We start from the raw sequence: 13,718 nt of genomic DNA on the forward strand, positions 1-13,718 counted from the left end.
GTAATGACAGAGCGTGCCGGTTGCGGGCGCAGTCTTCACCGGGACCTTTCGCCTTTTTCCATGGTTTGTATCGCTATGGCGTGAAAGCCTTGAGATAGAGCCCCTCGCAGTGACCATTGGGCGATGGTAGGGGCATGACGATGCACCCTGGCTGTGCAATACTCGCCGCCGTTTCGCCCCGTGGCCTTTCACGCGGGATCAGCTAATGCCCCTCCATAAACCGGCTTTTTCCCGCGAGGTACCGCTGAAATTGGCGTGTTTTATAGTGAAAGGCCCTGTGTCGAGGTTTTTATACTGCACGGCCCGCTGATCTTGCCCGGCAAGAAGGGTCCGTCCATGAGGCGGCCCCGGTTTCGACAAGGGCACAGGCTTACCGGCCTGCACCCCGCAAACTCGACGGACAATCCAATAACAAAATGAGGTTGTACCTTTATGCCAGTCGGCAACCCACTGCCCCATGGCGAGACCGCTCAAGGCGGCCCGCTCAAACGCGAACTCGGTGAGCGGCATATTCGCCTGATGGCCCTTGGCGCCTGTATCGGTGTCGGCCTGTTCCTTGGTTCGGCCAAGGCCATTGAAATGGCCGGCCCGGCGATCATGCTCTCGTACATCATTGGCGGCCTGGCGATCCTGGTGATCATGCGCGCCCTCGGCGAAATGGCGGTGCACAACCCTGTCGCCGGCTCGTTCAGTCGTTACGCCCAAGACTATCTCGGCCCCTTGGCGGGCTTTCTCACCGGCTGGAACTATTGGTTCCTGTGGCTGGTGACCTGCGTGGCGGAAATCACCGCCGTGGCCGTGTACATGGGCGTCTGGTTTCCCGACACCCCACGTTGGATCTGGGCCCTGGCGGCGTTGATCAGCATGGGCACGATCAACCTGATCGCGGTCAAGGCGTTCGGTGAGTTCGAGTTCTGGTTCGCGCTGATCAAGATCGTCACCATCATTGCCATGGTCATCGGCGGCGTCGGCATCATCGCGTTTGGTTTTGGCAATGACGGCGTGGCGCTGGGCATTTCCAACCTGTGGGCCCACGGCGGCTTTATGCCCAATGGCATCACGGGAGTGTTGATGTCCTTGCAGATGGTGATGTTCGCCTACCTGGGCGTGGAGATGATCGGCCTGACCGCTGGTGAAGCGAAGAACCCGCAGAAGACCATTCCCAGTGCCATCGGCTCGGTGTTCTGGCGCATCCTGCTGTTCTACGTGGGGGCGTTGTTTGTGATCCTGTCGATCTACCCATGGAATGAAATCGGCACCCAGGGCAGCCCATTCGTGATGACCTTCGAGCGTCTGGGTATCAAGACCGCTGCGGGCATCATCAACTTCGTGGTGATCACCGCCGCGCTGTCGTCCTGCAACGGCGGCATCTTCAGCACCGGGCGTATGCTCTACAGCCTGGCGCAGAACGGCCAGGCACCTGCCACCTTCGGCACCACGTCGAGCAACGGCGTACCGCGCAAGGCGTTGCTGTTGTCGATCTTCGTACTGTTGCTGGGTGTGCTGCTCAATTACATGGTCCCGGAAAAAGTCTTTGTGTGGGTCACTTCCATTGCCACGTTCGGCGCGATCTGGACCTGGCTGATGATCCTGCTGGCCCAGCTCAAGTTCCGCAAAAGCCTGAGCCCGGCCGAAGCGGCTGGCCTCAAGTACCGCATGTGGTTGTACCCGGTCAGTTCCTACCTGGCGCTGGCGTTCCTGGTGATGGTGGTGGGGCTGATGGCGTACTTCCCCGATACCCGTGTGGCACTGTATGTGGGCCCGGTGTTCCTGGTGGTGTTGACCGTGCTGTTCTACGTGTTCAGGTTGCAGCCAAAGACCGTCGCTCAAGGGACGGTGCGTTCCGCGTCCTGATGTGTGTCTTGTGACAAAAAGCCCCACCCCGCTCTACCGCGGGGTGGGGCTTTTGACCGCCGTATTCTCTGCACGATCCTCTATTTGCGGTGAGGTGCCTGCCGCCCCTGGGGCCTGATATCGCGAGCACTGTGGCTGTGTATAACGCGGGGCATCCGGTTACGCGCGTTATCGCTTTGCCCTTATCTATCTACCCCTCCAACGATAATTCATTCCCTAGGCTGGCTGCTTCGACAGCAACCTTTGAAGAGTGACTTCATGCCTGAAAGAAACCCTCTGCTACTGCCCTACGACTTGCCACCGTTCTCTGCCATCAGAGCAGAACACTTGGTTCCCGCCATTGAGCAAATCATCGCTGATAGCCGCAACACCACCGCCACGATCATTGCCAGCCAGTCGTTATTCCCCACGTGGGACGACCTGGTGCAAGCAGTGGAAGAGCTGGAGGCACGCCTGGACGGCTTTCTCAAAATCATTGAGTTGCTTGACTCCGTTCCCCAGGGGCCGACATGGAAGCTGGCATCACATCGCAGTTATGAGCTTGCAAGGCAGTATTGCGCCGAGCTGGCCGCGAACAATGATCTGTACCAGCTTCACCGACAACTTGCCGATAGCCCGCCCGCAGCCCTTTTCAATCAACAGCGCCACAGTGCATTGCATAAAATACTGCGCAAGTACCAGTTGGCGGGTCTTGATCTTTCGCCTGAGAATCAACGACGGCTCAAAACGTTGAACCTGCAAATCGAGGAGTTCAGCCAAGAGTTCCTGCAGCGTGTGAAAGACTCCGGCGACGCATGGCGTAAGCACATTCAAGATAAGGCGATGCTCAGTGGGTTGCCTGGCGCGACCCTGGCACGCATGGAGGCTGCGGCTCGGGACGCAGGCCTGGATGGCTGGTTATTAACCCTTTCCGAGCAGTCCTTTCAGGAGGTGATGAGCTACGCCGACCATCGAGCCTTGCGCCAGGAAATGATGGTGGCTTACTACAGCCGTGCCGTGAGCACCGGTCGCGACGACATTGCCACCGACAATGAACCGGTTCTGACAGTGTTGCTCGACAGCCGTCACCAGAAAGCACAATTGCTCGGCTATGACAACTTTGCCGAACTGGCGTTGGTGGAGCAAATGGCGCAGACGACCGATGAGGTCACTGCATTTCTTTATCAGCAGATTGATCGGGCACGCACGACATTTGCCCATGAGGCACAACAACTGCAACGCTATGCCGCGCAACGTGGAATCGATGCGCTCGAACCCTGGGATTACAACTATTATGCGGAAAAGATTCGCCAGGACGTGGCGGGTGTCTCCCAAGACGCCGTGCGCAAATACTTCCCACTGGAAACGGTGCTGCAACGCTTGTGCGCGTTCACCAAAACGCTGTTCGGCGTTGAGCTGATTGAACAAACCACCGTCGATACCTGGCACCCGGATGTGCGGGTATTCGAACTCAGGGAGTACGCCGAGCCCATTGGGTATTTGTTCATTGACCCTTATCGCCGCATGGCGGGCGGCGAGATTGGCGCCGCCTCAGGTTTGCGCAATCACCGGATGACCGCCGAGGGGCGTCCACAACGGCCTATAGCCGTGCTGCGCAGCCAGTTGCCGCGACCGACAGCGACCCAGCCTTGCTTGCTGGATCACTTGCAATTGAGGGTCTTATTGCATGAATTCGGCCACTGCCTGCAGCACCTGTTGACCGCCGCCCCCTACCGGGCGATTTCCGGTATGGGCCAATTAGGCCATGATACGACGGAGTTTTTCGGCCAGGTGCTGGAGCAATTCTGCTTTACTGCGTCGTTCCTGGTCTGGCTATCCGGCCATTTCCAGACAGGAGATCCCTTGCCTGACGATATGGCCACTCAAATGAGCCGATTTGCTCACACCCAGACCAGTCAGGAAACCGCCAGTATTTTGCTCACGGGTCTCGTCGACTTTGAGCTGCACCGTACCTACGGCGACGGGCGTACACCTCATGAGGTTTTCACCCATGCCAACAGTGAAATCGGGCATTTGCAGTGGCCTGATGGCACCCGCCCGATCAACAGTTTCGAACAACCGATGGGTAGCTATGGGGCCAAGATGTATTCCTACAAGTGGTCTGGTGTCTTGGCCCGCCAGGCTTTTGAACGGTTTGAGCGTGATGGCCTGTTCAACCCGGAGACCGGGAAAGCCTTCCGAGACGCGTTCATTACTGAGGGCGATACCGGTACGCTGTCGAGCGCACTTGCGCTTTTTCGGGGGGACGGCGTGGGATGTGTCGGGCATTCCACCGGGGCATGAAGCGCTGGTGCATATGTAGCCCCTCGGCTGAAACTTGAAACGCCAGAGTGATCTTCAGCAGCCAATCCGGCACGGAGAGCACTCGATGAGCACTGACACCCCACCGTATTTTTTCAGCGAAACCCAAACAGATCGCACGCAGCTAAGCGAGCGCCAACGCTCACGCAACTTTACCCTCAAGGACCTTGACTGGTTCGACTCGGTCTATCTGGCCACCGATGCTTTGCGGCGGGCGCACAAAGCGCCGATGCACGTCCAAACCCTGCAACTGAATGTGCTTGGTCAACCGGCTATTGAATTGGCGGGTGCATTCGTCATGAGCCCCGCCCCAGAAGGCGGGGTTGTTCTCTATACACCCGCTCGTGGTCTGGAAAAGCTGGAAAGCCATGAAATCCTCAAGACGCAACTGAAGTCGTGGCTCAAAGACTCGTCGCAGCGCCAAGCGTTGCTTGATTACCTTTCCATCTCCCAGCAAGTCACCCTGACGCCTACTGCAACCCTGACGATTACCGAACATACCGTGGCTGGCGCTGTCTTCGAAGCACAACATGCGACCCTCTCCAATAACCTGCTCGAAAATGCTCGTTTGATGCGCGAGGAGCTGCTCAAGCTGCCCAGTTTCACTTCTCTGCTGGATGAATACATTTCCTCTAAGTTGGCGCAGTCTTTTACGGGGGGCGATCAGCGCCAAATCCAAGTGCAGAGTTATGTCATCGACGCATCCAGCGAATCAGGCAATTCTGATTCGCCAACGTCCCGACACACGACCACCCGCTCCTTGAGCGAAACTGTCCTTAGGTATTTTGTCGCCAATGGCTGGCCTGTGGGTGAAACCCGGCGCTACCACAACCCCCAGCAGCCTACTCAGGAAGCTGATGATCAGTTGCGTTGGGACGTATCAGTCCAGGGATTGGCCCAGGGCTTGAAAGCATATATGAAGCAACAGCCCAAGACATTTTGGACGCTGCCGGCCGCCGCTGGGTTCTCACGGCTACAACTTTTTACCAACGCCATGGCCAATGCCTTTTTCACGGTGGCGCTGGAGCAACAACAGCAAACTACGATTACGGTTGAGCAGCGTCTGCAACTACAGGCCTTGCCGCTCAAGGCTGCGCTGCCTGCGACAACGCTTGCTCCTGCGATCGATGTTGAAAAGGCACTGCTGAGTGAGCCCGGACAGACCCCCGCCGAGCTGGCAGGCACACTTATCATCAGTAGTAACAAAAGCGACAATGGCTCGCCCTGGCTGCTCTATACCCCCCTCCAGGGCCTGCGATCGTTTACCGATCTGAGCGCCCTGAAAACCCACCTTCTCGATAGTCTCAACCCCCGGCAGCATGCCGATGCCTGGAGAAAGCATCTGTCCAGGCCGGAACGCTATAACGAAGTCGACCTGCTGGCCTGCGAAGTCACCAAAGGCCCCATCACCGGGGGTATTTTCCAACGCATCATGGAGGGCATCATTGAAAAACAAGGTCGCAACCTTGAATACGCCCTCGATCAGTATCGCCTGAGCCAGGGCACGATGGACCTCGATGCCCTGGTTGATCATGTGCTGGATGTACGTGGAATGATTGATCCAACATTACTGACCTTCGAACCCATGGGGCGTTGGAGTACCCAGTTGACAGAGACCTGGACGGCGACGGTGACTGAACCCAGGATTCCACCAACGCTTGCTGCAATGCGCACAACGGTGCATTTACTCGAAAACGTCACTGCCGAAATCGAACAACACCTATCGTTTCGCCCCTCGCTGGAGCGTTCCGTTATCACCTATCTCAATACCAAACTGTACGCTATCAAGCAGCAAGAGTTGCAGGCCGCGTGCCTCTCGGTACGCCAATACAGCAACCCTTCAAATGGCACTGACAAACCTCAACTGCTCTCATCGAGCAGTATGGTCGACTATTTTCTGGCGCGCTTATGTGGCGAAGTGGGTCCACTCATCGATCCGCTTAACACTCACGTCTATTCAACCCCTCCTGGCAAACCCGCCACCAAGGTCTCAGGTATGGACGCCGCTACGTTCAATACGCTGATCAACAGTGCAGTCGGTGGGTTTAAACAGTACCTGCGTAGAACCCACAGCGTGTCCCCCAACATGCAGCCCTTGCTGAGAAAGGCAATGGAGATGGGCTTGACAGGGGAAGTGCAAGTCAGGCTTTGGAACAACGCTTTATTGCCCCTCGACTACGAAGTGCTTTTGACCGTGTTAGGTATTTACGCCAGAGACTTACGCCCTGGCGTCAATGGGTTCCGCCCTGATGCGTTTTCTTTGCAGGTCGTACCGACTGGGCAGAATACCCCGCTGGTACTCAATAACTGTTTCGTGCTGACCGAGCGCGGCGGGCTTGATCTTCGATATTCGGGCCGCACGCTGCTGTGGACGCCCGCGTTGGGCCTGGAAAGCTTCTGCTCATTGAAGGACTTCAAAGCAGAGATGGATCGACGCCTGGCAATCCCGAACGAGCGACAGGCTTTCCTGGCGAACCTGGCGCCACCGGACTGGGAGGCACAACCGAGCTATGCATTCAGTTCCCTTGAACTGATCGAAGACAACCTCGTTGAGCACTTGCAACGAACCTACGCTCAACAAAAAGACCGTGAACTGGCGCAAATCCTGTCCATGCAGCTATCGGTCGATCAGTTGCGTAAGCTCTGGCAGGTTCAAGCCACACAAAGCCTGGCGCCCACCAACGTGCAGCGTGCCAAGGACATGGTCCAGGCCATGATCCAGCAACAGGGTTTGCAATGGTTGGGCAAAGCCCATGCTGTGGATCAACAGCTGTACGTCGAATTGCTGGAGCAGTATCGAAACAACGTCACCGACCATCGGGATTACCTGCACGGGGTCGACTCACTGGCTCAGTTCACGCTCAAGAAACTCAGCACGTTACTCAAGGACCTTGACGTTCAGGACAGCGTCACACCTGATGAAGTCGAAGTCGGGCTACCGGCGCAGGGCAGTACACCTGCCCGCAACCAGTCGCTGCTGGACTATGCCTTGAGTCATCAGTCGTACTGGAAGGATGAGGTGCCCCTCTTCGCCAGCACCGGTACAACGCCGTTGCCATCCACCCTGGATGCGCAGACGCTGAAAACGCGGATACAGGCGTTGAACATCAACGTGGCTTACCAAACATACATCAAGTCCTTCCTGGGCCCTGCCAGCCCGGGCTTCGAGCAACGCTATACGCGATTCGCCAAGCAACTGCCGTGGCAATTGATGCAATACGCTCACGGCATGAGGTTGCAAGACCAGCTTTCACCAACGGCCTTCGGGCTCATTCAACAGATCATGGATATGCCCGATGCGATCGCCCGTGCGACAGTAGTGAATGCCAACGCCATGATCCGCCCTCTGGAACTGCTGGTGGATGACGGGAAGAAAACCATCAAGATTCCCGGGGCTTATTTGATCGGCTCCGCCTCCGGTGACGAGGGGCCTCAAATCCTTTATGCCCCCTATAGTCCAGGCTACACCCTCAAGGAATATACCGTTGAGGCCGCACTCCGTGCTGAGTTGACAGCCGCCGGCGCCTTACAGCGATGGGTTCGGCTGGGGGTCTCGACCGTTGACCAAGCGGCACTGACAAGCGCACTGGAGCAACCCCTGGCCAGCACCACCCTGCAGCTGGCAAGCAACCCCATCAACACGCCGCTGTTCAAACAGCTGTTCACCGACAATGTCGAGCTGCTGACAACGCTGTTGGGCTGCCAAAAAGCCGCTGATGCAGGCACTGCCTGGGATACGGCCAAGGCCGTGTTCTCTGAGGGCGTGCAGGCGGCCACTGTATTTTTTGCCGGCAAACTGGCCTACCCCCTGGTGGTCTGGCAGAGCTATAAACTGTTCAAGGCTTCTGCCGAGGAGCTGCAAAGCCACCAATGGCATGAGGCACTGGGTCATTTCATCGGAGGTGTCGCCGCGCTGGCCGGTTTGAGCGATTCCATGCCTCCCGTATCAGAGGGCGGCATGCCCCCGGCACCCGAGCCAATCCCGCCGCCTTCCACACCTGCGACCTCTGTGGTGTCCTGGCCCGCGCTGGACATTACCGCTGCTTCCCGCACCCGGCTCCAGCGTTTCGAAGTCCTTGAGCCGAGCTTGGCCAGCCTGATCAAAGACACCTCACTCAACCTTTATCGATCGACCTCCAACCATTACTACGCGGCGGTGGCAGGGAAGGTGTTCGAAGTCATCAAGCATGGCCAGGGTTGGCGCATCATCGGTGATGGCGAAGTCGGTCCTGAGGTACAGCGCAACCCTCGACAACAGTGGATGCTCAGTAGCGCTGGCCCAGTGCTGACGGGGCGACGGACAATTGCGCGATTGCTTAATCGCTTCTACTCCGAGCCATTTGCGCGCTCGAGTATGAATGTATTGGCCAGCGGGATGCGCGAGATACGAGCGCTTTACGCTCGGGAATCCTGGCTTATCATCGATGCACTTGCCTTGGCGACGTTTTATGCAAAGAACGCCCAGGAAAATTTGCGCCTGATCACACAAACTCCCCTTGCTGCCCCTGAGCTGGTCAAGCAGATCAAAACGTTTTTCGGCTTGCAGACGCTCGAGGTCGAACACCTTGAAAAAATTCAGGAGATCGTCGATACGGTCTGCACTGCGTTGATGGAGCCCTCACTGACCTCCTCGGACTCAACGCGATTTGTCATTGGCCGATCGCGGTTGCCGGCTCCTCAGGGTGGACACACGTTGATGGCCTTTACGATTGTCCCCGACCCCCTTCAACTGGTGTACTTGACCGAGACGTTTTTCAACCCGGGTCTGAAATACAGTCATTTGTTGACCAAGCCGTTCTATGTCAGCGCCCACGCCCGTGCGACCACCCTCATTCACGAAGTCACTCATCATGTCTGTGCGACGTTGGACTTGGCTTACGTGCATTCAGGCCATCCGTTTGAGGACCTGATTGATCCGCAAACCCCTGAGGGCAGTAACACAAAAGCAGCCCTGGAAAAGCGCCATATTTCAAGACTGTCGCTCAATACTCCGACCCATGAGTTGTTCCAGGTTGTCGATGTTGCAACCGGCCTCAAATCAGACCCTACCCAGGGCACGTCAACACAGCATGTGCTTGACAGGCTGCTCAGCGTCACAGGCACCCAGACCCTCGTCGATGCCCGGCGAGTTTTCCGTACCGATCCGCTTAAACGCATCCTTACGGTACTTAACAACGCCGACTCCGTCGCCTACCTGATTGCACAATTGGGGCGTCGAAAAGAGAAACCTGTTGGCTTATGACTAAAACGTCAGGTCATCGCCCGGGCCGTTTGCTCCTGCGCAGCGAGGCGGGCATTAACTATTTGGCTTGTCTCGCTTCAAGGGCCGTGGCGTCTGGTTGAGGTGTTTGTTGAACTCCATCCAGGCCGCGAGGGCTGACATCAGCACCACGCCGAGCAAGGCGGTGAGTAGTTGAATGAACACGGCGTCATCCGCCTGGGCATTGAGCATGTCCGCCAGTGGCGCCAGCACCACGCCCAGGCAGAACACTTCCAGGGAATAACGGCCCATCTGGCAAATCCGTTCAGCCAGACGGTTTTGCGTCCATTGCGGGTTTGGTAACAGCTTGGCGGTGACATAGGCCAGCGCCAGAAAGTGCACGAGACGCACCGGTGACAGGTTGGTCTTGCTGATGGGGTACAGCAGGTTGCTGAGCGTGGTGGGCATCACCGCATCATGGATTTCAGGCCAGAGCCACGACAGCGTGATCACGCCGGCTACCACCACATACAGCGCCGCCGCGACGAACAGCGGCTGGCGCTGTAAGGGGCGTGTCTCGGGCGCGCTGGGCCGCTGGCTGTAAATCGCCGCGGCGCCCCCCAGCACAAACAGCAATTGCCAGGTAACAGGGTTGAAATACCACACGCCATCGGCAATGGCGCGCAGGTTCCAGCCCATCCACGGCGCCATCAGGTATACCACCAGCGAGACACTCACCACGGCCCAGGGCGCGCGCACCATCAGCGGCAGCACCACGGACAAACCAGCCAGCAAGACGATGTACAACGGCAACGGATCCATCAGGTTGGGCTTGAAGCGCAACAGCAGTTCGTCGGTCAGTGCCTGTTGCGGGTGGGTGACGAAGTGCGTCAGGCCCATCTCCGCCACCAGGTCGCGGGTTTCTACATGGTTGTTGGCGAAGAACACGATACCCATCAGCATGGCCAGCAGGAAAATATGCACCACATACAACACCCAGGTGCGGCGCAGGATTTTCAGGCAGGCCATCCAATAACCTTCTCGCTGCATGACCTTGCCGTAGGCCAGCACCGAGGCGAACCCGGCGAGAAACACGAAGACCTCCGCCGCGTCGCTGAAGCCGAAGTTGCGCAGAGTGATCAGGCCAAGAGGGTTGTGGGGGACGTGATCCCAGAAAATGAAGATCAACGCCAGGCCCCGAAAAAAATCGATGCGCGGGTCGCGTCCGTTCAGCATGGCAGCGGGCTCTTGAACAAGTAGTTGAATGACGATAGGTGAGCGCGCGCGTTGTCGTACGCGGCACGTCGAGCGGGCGCAGGTTGGCGGTATTTGTAAGCAATTGCAAAGGTTGGATATTACTGAATGTCTCAGTTGTAGATAAGGGCACCTGTCAACCTTGACAGTAGACGCAAAAGGCGCGCCGTGGCTTGCTAACACGCAACCGCAAAGGACGACGGTATGGCCCGGCTATGGAAAGGTTTCACTCGTTACACAGTGATCGGTGTCGCCAATACGGTGATCCATTGGCAGTTGTTTTTTATGCTGCGGGCAGGGTTTGAGTTCAGCCAGGCGCTGAGCAATCTTCTGGCATTCTGTGTGGCGGCATCCTTCTCGTTTTATGTGAATGCCTTGTTCACCTTTGACATGCCGGTTTCCCTGGGCCGCTACCTGCTGTTCATGACGTGCATGGGAGTGCTAAGCCTGGGGGTAGGTTGGTTGGGTGATCATCTGCACATGCCAGGGCTTATCACTGTGCTGGTGTTTTCACTGGTCAGCTTGCTGTGCGGTTTTCTGCTGTCACGGTGGGTGGTGTTTCGCGAGCGTGGCCAATGAAGATCTCGTTGGTGGTACCGGTGTTCAACGAGGAACAGACGGTGGCCGATTTCTACCGTGCGGTTCGGCAAGAACCGTCGTTGCAGGCCCACACCGTTGAAATCGTATTTATCAACGATGGCAGCACCGACGGTACTGCCGAAGCCGCCGAGACGCTGGCGTTGGTTGATCACGACGTGATGCTGATCAACTTCTCACGCAATTTCGGTAAGGAAGCTGCCTTGTTCGCCGGGCTGGAATACGCCACGGGCGACGCGGTGGTACCGATGGATGTGGACCTGCAGGACCCGGTGGACGTCGTCCCACGGCTGATCGCCGAGTGGCAGCAGGGCGCCGATATGGTGCTGGCCAAACGGCGCGACCGCTCCAGCGACGGTTACCTCAAGCGTAACGCCGCGTCGCTGTTCTACCGTTTGCTCAACCTTATCGCCTATACCCATATCGAAGAAAACGTCGGTGACTTCCGGTTGATGGACCGCAAGGTCGTGGACGTGATCAAGGCGCTGCCGGAACAGCAACTGTTCATGAAAGGCGTGCTGTCGTGGGCGGGGTTCACGGTGGCCATCGTTGAATACGATCGTGCTCCCAGAGCTGCGGGGCAGAGCAAGTTCAACGGCTGGAAACTGTGGAACCTGGCGCTGGACGGGATTACCTCGTTCAGTACCTTGCCGTTGCGGTTGTGGAGTTATATCGGCGGCGCAATTTCGTTATTGGCGATGGTGTATGCCGGGTTTTTGATTGTGGACAAGGTGTTGTTTGGCAATGACGTGCCGGGGTATCCGTCGTTGATGACTGCGATTTTGTTTTTGGGCGGGGTGCAACTGATTGGGATTGGGATATTGGGGGAATATATAGGGCGGATTTATATAGAGGCGAAGCATCGGCCGCGGTATGTGGTCAAAAATACCGTGCGCAGTTTGAACTTTCAGGATGCGTCAGTGCAACGGGAAAGGAACCATGAAATCCGCTAGTGCGAGTGTGCAATATGTAGGCAATATAACGTACAGGGCATTGCTTCTGTTTACGGTTCTGTGTGTCGCTGGGTTGGTTCGGTTTTATCATCTTACGGACGCCTCTATTTGGTCAGATGAAGGGTTTAGCTTGATTTTGGCTACATGCTCGTTGTCGGATATTTGGTTGTTGAGCGGATTTGACGTTCATCCGCCACTTTATCATTTGATCTTGCATGGATGGATCATGTTGGTGGGGGGGGATGAGTTGGTCTGGATGCGTGGTCTAAGTGCTTCATTAGGGGTCTTGAATGTAGCGTTGGGGATCTGGTTGGTGCGCTTGGTTTCTAATGGGCGAGCCGCAATTGTTGCCGGTTTGTTATTAGCACTTTTGCCAATAGCTGTACGTTATAGTCAGGACGTCCGGATGTATAGTCTGTTGGGCGTGGAGCTGACGAGTGCCACGCTGGCCTTGGTTTACTGGGTGCGTAATCCAGAGCGAGCACGTTATTTGATTGTTTATGTATTGGCCGTAGTGGCCGCATTTTATACTCATTATTTTTCCATATTTTGTGTCGGGTCCCACTGGTTATATCTCCTTCTAGTACGCTGCCGTATTTTTGGAGGACAGCGCTACGTTTTTCGCCTCGATTGGTGGATGGCGAATATAGCGATCGTATTGCTTTACATGCCGTGGGTACCCTCATTAACGAAACATATCGCCAAGGGAACGCTGGGCTGGATTCAACCGGTGACGGTTTATAGTCTGCCGTCTGCGTTCTGGCGATTTATCACCCTGAATGATGGGTTGACGTATAGTTCATTAGTTTATTGGTTGTTGCCGATAATCATAGTTTTTTTGGGGGGAGTGGTCGTGCGAGGGGATAGCAGTCATCATAAATTTGGTCTATTGATGGTGCTATGTCTGTTTTCGACCTTGTTGGGGGCAATTGGAATATCTTTGTGGACCCCACTATTTGTTGAGCGCTACCTGTTTTTTGCTGCGCTGATGTTGCCGATGGTTATCGCTATTGCTCTAGTGGGAATAAAAAATAAATTAGTCTTTTCTGTGGTTTTAGGGATGTGTGTTTGTTTGGAAATTGCAGGGTTGAGGAATAATTATAATGGTTTTCATACGATGAATAACCCCTCGCGTGTGGCGGATAATAGGGTAGCTGAACTAATGGCAGATTTTAATAGTGGTGTCGCCGCTGGTGACATCTTAGTCGCAAGCGATGTCTACCTGTTTTATGCCGCTGAATATTATAGCGGGAAGTCAGTAACGGTACTGTTTTACACGCCACCGCTCAAGGAAGGTCGCTCAGGCCGTCCTGGCTTTAATGATTTTCACGCGCCCTTAATGAAGTTTAGTGATGAAATTTATCTCGATAACCTGCAAACATTGAAGAGCGCGCAACGAGTATGGTGGTTGGCTTTTGACCATGCATTTGAATCAGATGCAGCTCGTATTCCTGCAGATTGGCGCCTCCTCTGGAGTAAGGCTGCCGGAGATAATGTGCTTGCTCTCTATGTGATTTGTAGTGGCGAGCAAGCACAGTCCCAAGAGCGCTGTCGGTGAG

General features: G+C 56.0%; 7 protein-coding genes. 6 read left to right on the plus strand and 1 reads right to left on the minus strand.

The window, feature by feature from the left end; genetic code table 11:
- Positions 1 to 432: 432 nt before the first annotated feature.
- The 3 genes from TK42_RS00590 to TK42_RS00600 all read left to right on the plus strand — a co-directional run bounded on the left by TK42_RS00590 (position 433) and on the right by TK42_RS00600 (position 9,397).
- The gene (locus TK42_RS00590) at positions 433 to 1,854 is read left to right on the plus strand and encodes an amino acid permease (RefSeq protein ID WP_078820379.1); all 1,422 of its coding nucleotides are present in this window, start codon (positions 433 to 435) and stop codon (positions 1,852 to 1,854) included.
- A 258-nt stretch (positions 1,855 to 2,112) separates the two neighbouring features.
- A complete protein-coding gene (locus TK42_RS00595; protein ID WP_103733395.1) occupies positions 2,113 to 4,137 on the plus strand; it encodes a M3 family metallopeptidase in 2,025 nt (674 codons plus the stop codon).
- Positions 4,138 to 4,222: 85 nt separating this feature from the next.
- Entirely contained in the window at positions 4,223 to 9,397 is a 5,175-nt protein-coding gene (locus TK42_RS00600; RefSeq protein WP_103733396.1) for a dermonecrotic toxin domain-containing protein, read from the plus strand.
- A 54-nt stretch (positions 9,398 to 9,451) separates the two neighbouring features.
- Here TK42_RS00600 and TK42_RS00605 read toward each other — a convergent pair whose 3' ends face one another.
- Entirely contained in the window at positions 9,452 to 10,591 is a 1,140-nt protein-coding gene (locus tag TK42_RS00605; protein ID WP_032877573.1) for an OpgC domain-containing protein, read from the minus strand.
- Positions 10,592 to 10,813: 222 nt separating this feature from the next.
- On the opposite strand from TK42_RS00605, the gene TK42_RS00610 reads away from it, so the two are divergent.
- The 3 genes from TK42_RS00610 to TK42_RS00620 are packed head-to-tail and all read left to right on the plus strand — an operon-like array spanning position 10,814 to position 13,717.
- A complete protein-coding gene (locus TK42_RS00610; RefSeq protein ID WP_103733397.1) occupies positions 10,814 to 11,188 on the plus strand; it encodes a GtrA family protein in 375 nt (124 codons plus the stop codon).
- Positions 11,185 to 12,159, plus strand: a complete 975-nt coding sequence (locus TK42_RS00615) for a glycosyltransferase family 2 protein (RefSeq protein WP_103733398.1) — start codon at positions 11,185 to 11,187, stop codon at positions 12,157 to 12,159. Before TK42_RS00610 ends, TK42_RS00615 begins: the two co-directional genes overlap by 4 nt.
- Positions 12,146 to 13,717, plus strand: a complete 1,572-nt coding sequence (locus tag TK42_RS00620; RefSeq protein ID WP_158254337.1) for a glycosyltransferase family 39 protein — start codon at positions 12,146 to 12,148, stop codon at positions 13,715 to 13,717. The genes TK42_RS00615 and TK42_RS00620 overlap by 14 nt, the downstream gene beginning before the upstream one ends.
- The last annotated feature ends 1 nt before the right edge of the window (position 13,718 follow it).

This window comes from Pseudomonas sp. GZJR-8, assembly GCF_002916705.1.
GTDB classification, from domain to species: domain Bacteria; phylum Pseudomonadota; class Gammaproteobacteria; order Pseudomonadales; family Pseudomonadaceae; genus Aquipseudomonas; species Aquipseudomonas synxantha_A.

Excerpts from the sequence above, each read along its gene's own strand:
- TK42_RS00590 (WP_078820379.1), top strand. The coding sequence starts at position 433 with ATGCCAGTCGGCAACCCACTGCCCCATGGCGAGACCGCTCAAGGCGGC.
- TK42_RS00595 (WP_103733395.1), top strand. The coding sequence starts at position 2,113 with ATGCCTGAAAGAAACCCTCTGCTACTGCCCTACGACTTGCCACCGTTC.
- TK42_RS00600 (WP_103733396.1), top strand. The coding sequence starts at position 4,223 with ATGAGCACTGACACCCCACCGTATTTTTTCAGCGAAACCCAAACAGAT.
- TK42_RS00605 (WP_032877573.1), bottom strand. The coding sequence starts at position 10,591 with ATGCTGAACGGACGCGACCCGCGCATCGATTTTTTTCGGGGCCTGGCG.
- TK42_RS00610 (WP_103733397.1), top strand. The coding sequence starts at position 10,814 with ATGGCCCGGCTATGGAAAGGTTTCACTCGTTACACAGTGATCGGTGTC.
- TK42_RS00615 (WP_103733398.1), top strand. The coding sequence starts at position 11,185 with ATGAAGATCTCGTTGGTGGTACCGGTGTTCAACGAGGAACAGACGGTG.
- TK42_RS00620 (WP_158254337.1), top strand. The coding sequence starts at position 12,146 with ATGAAATCCGCTAGTGCGAGTGTGCAATATGTAGGCAATATAACGTAC.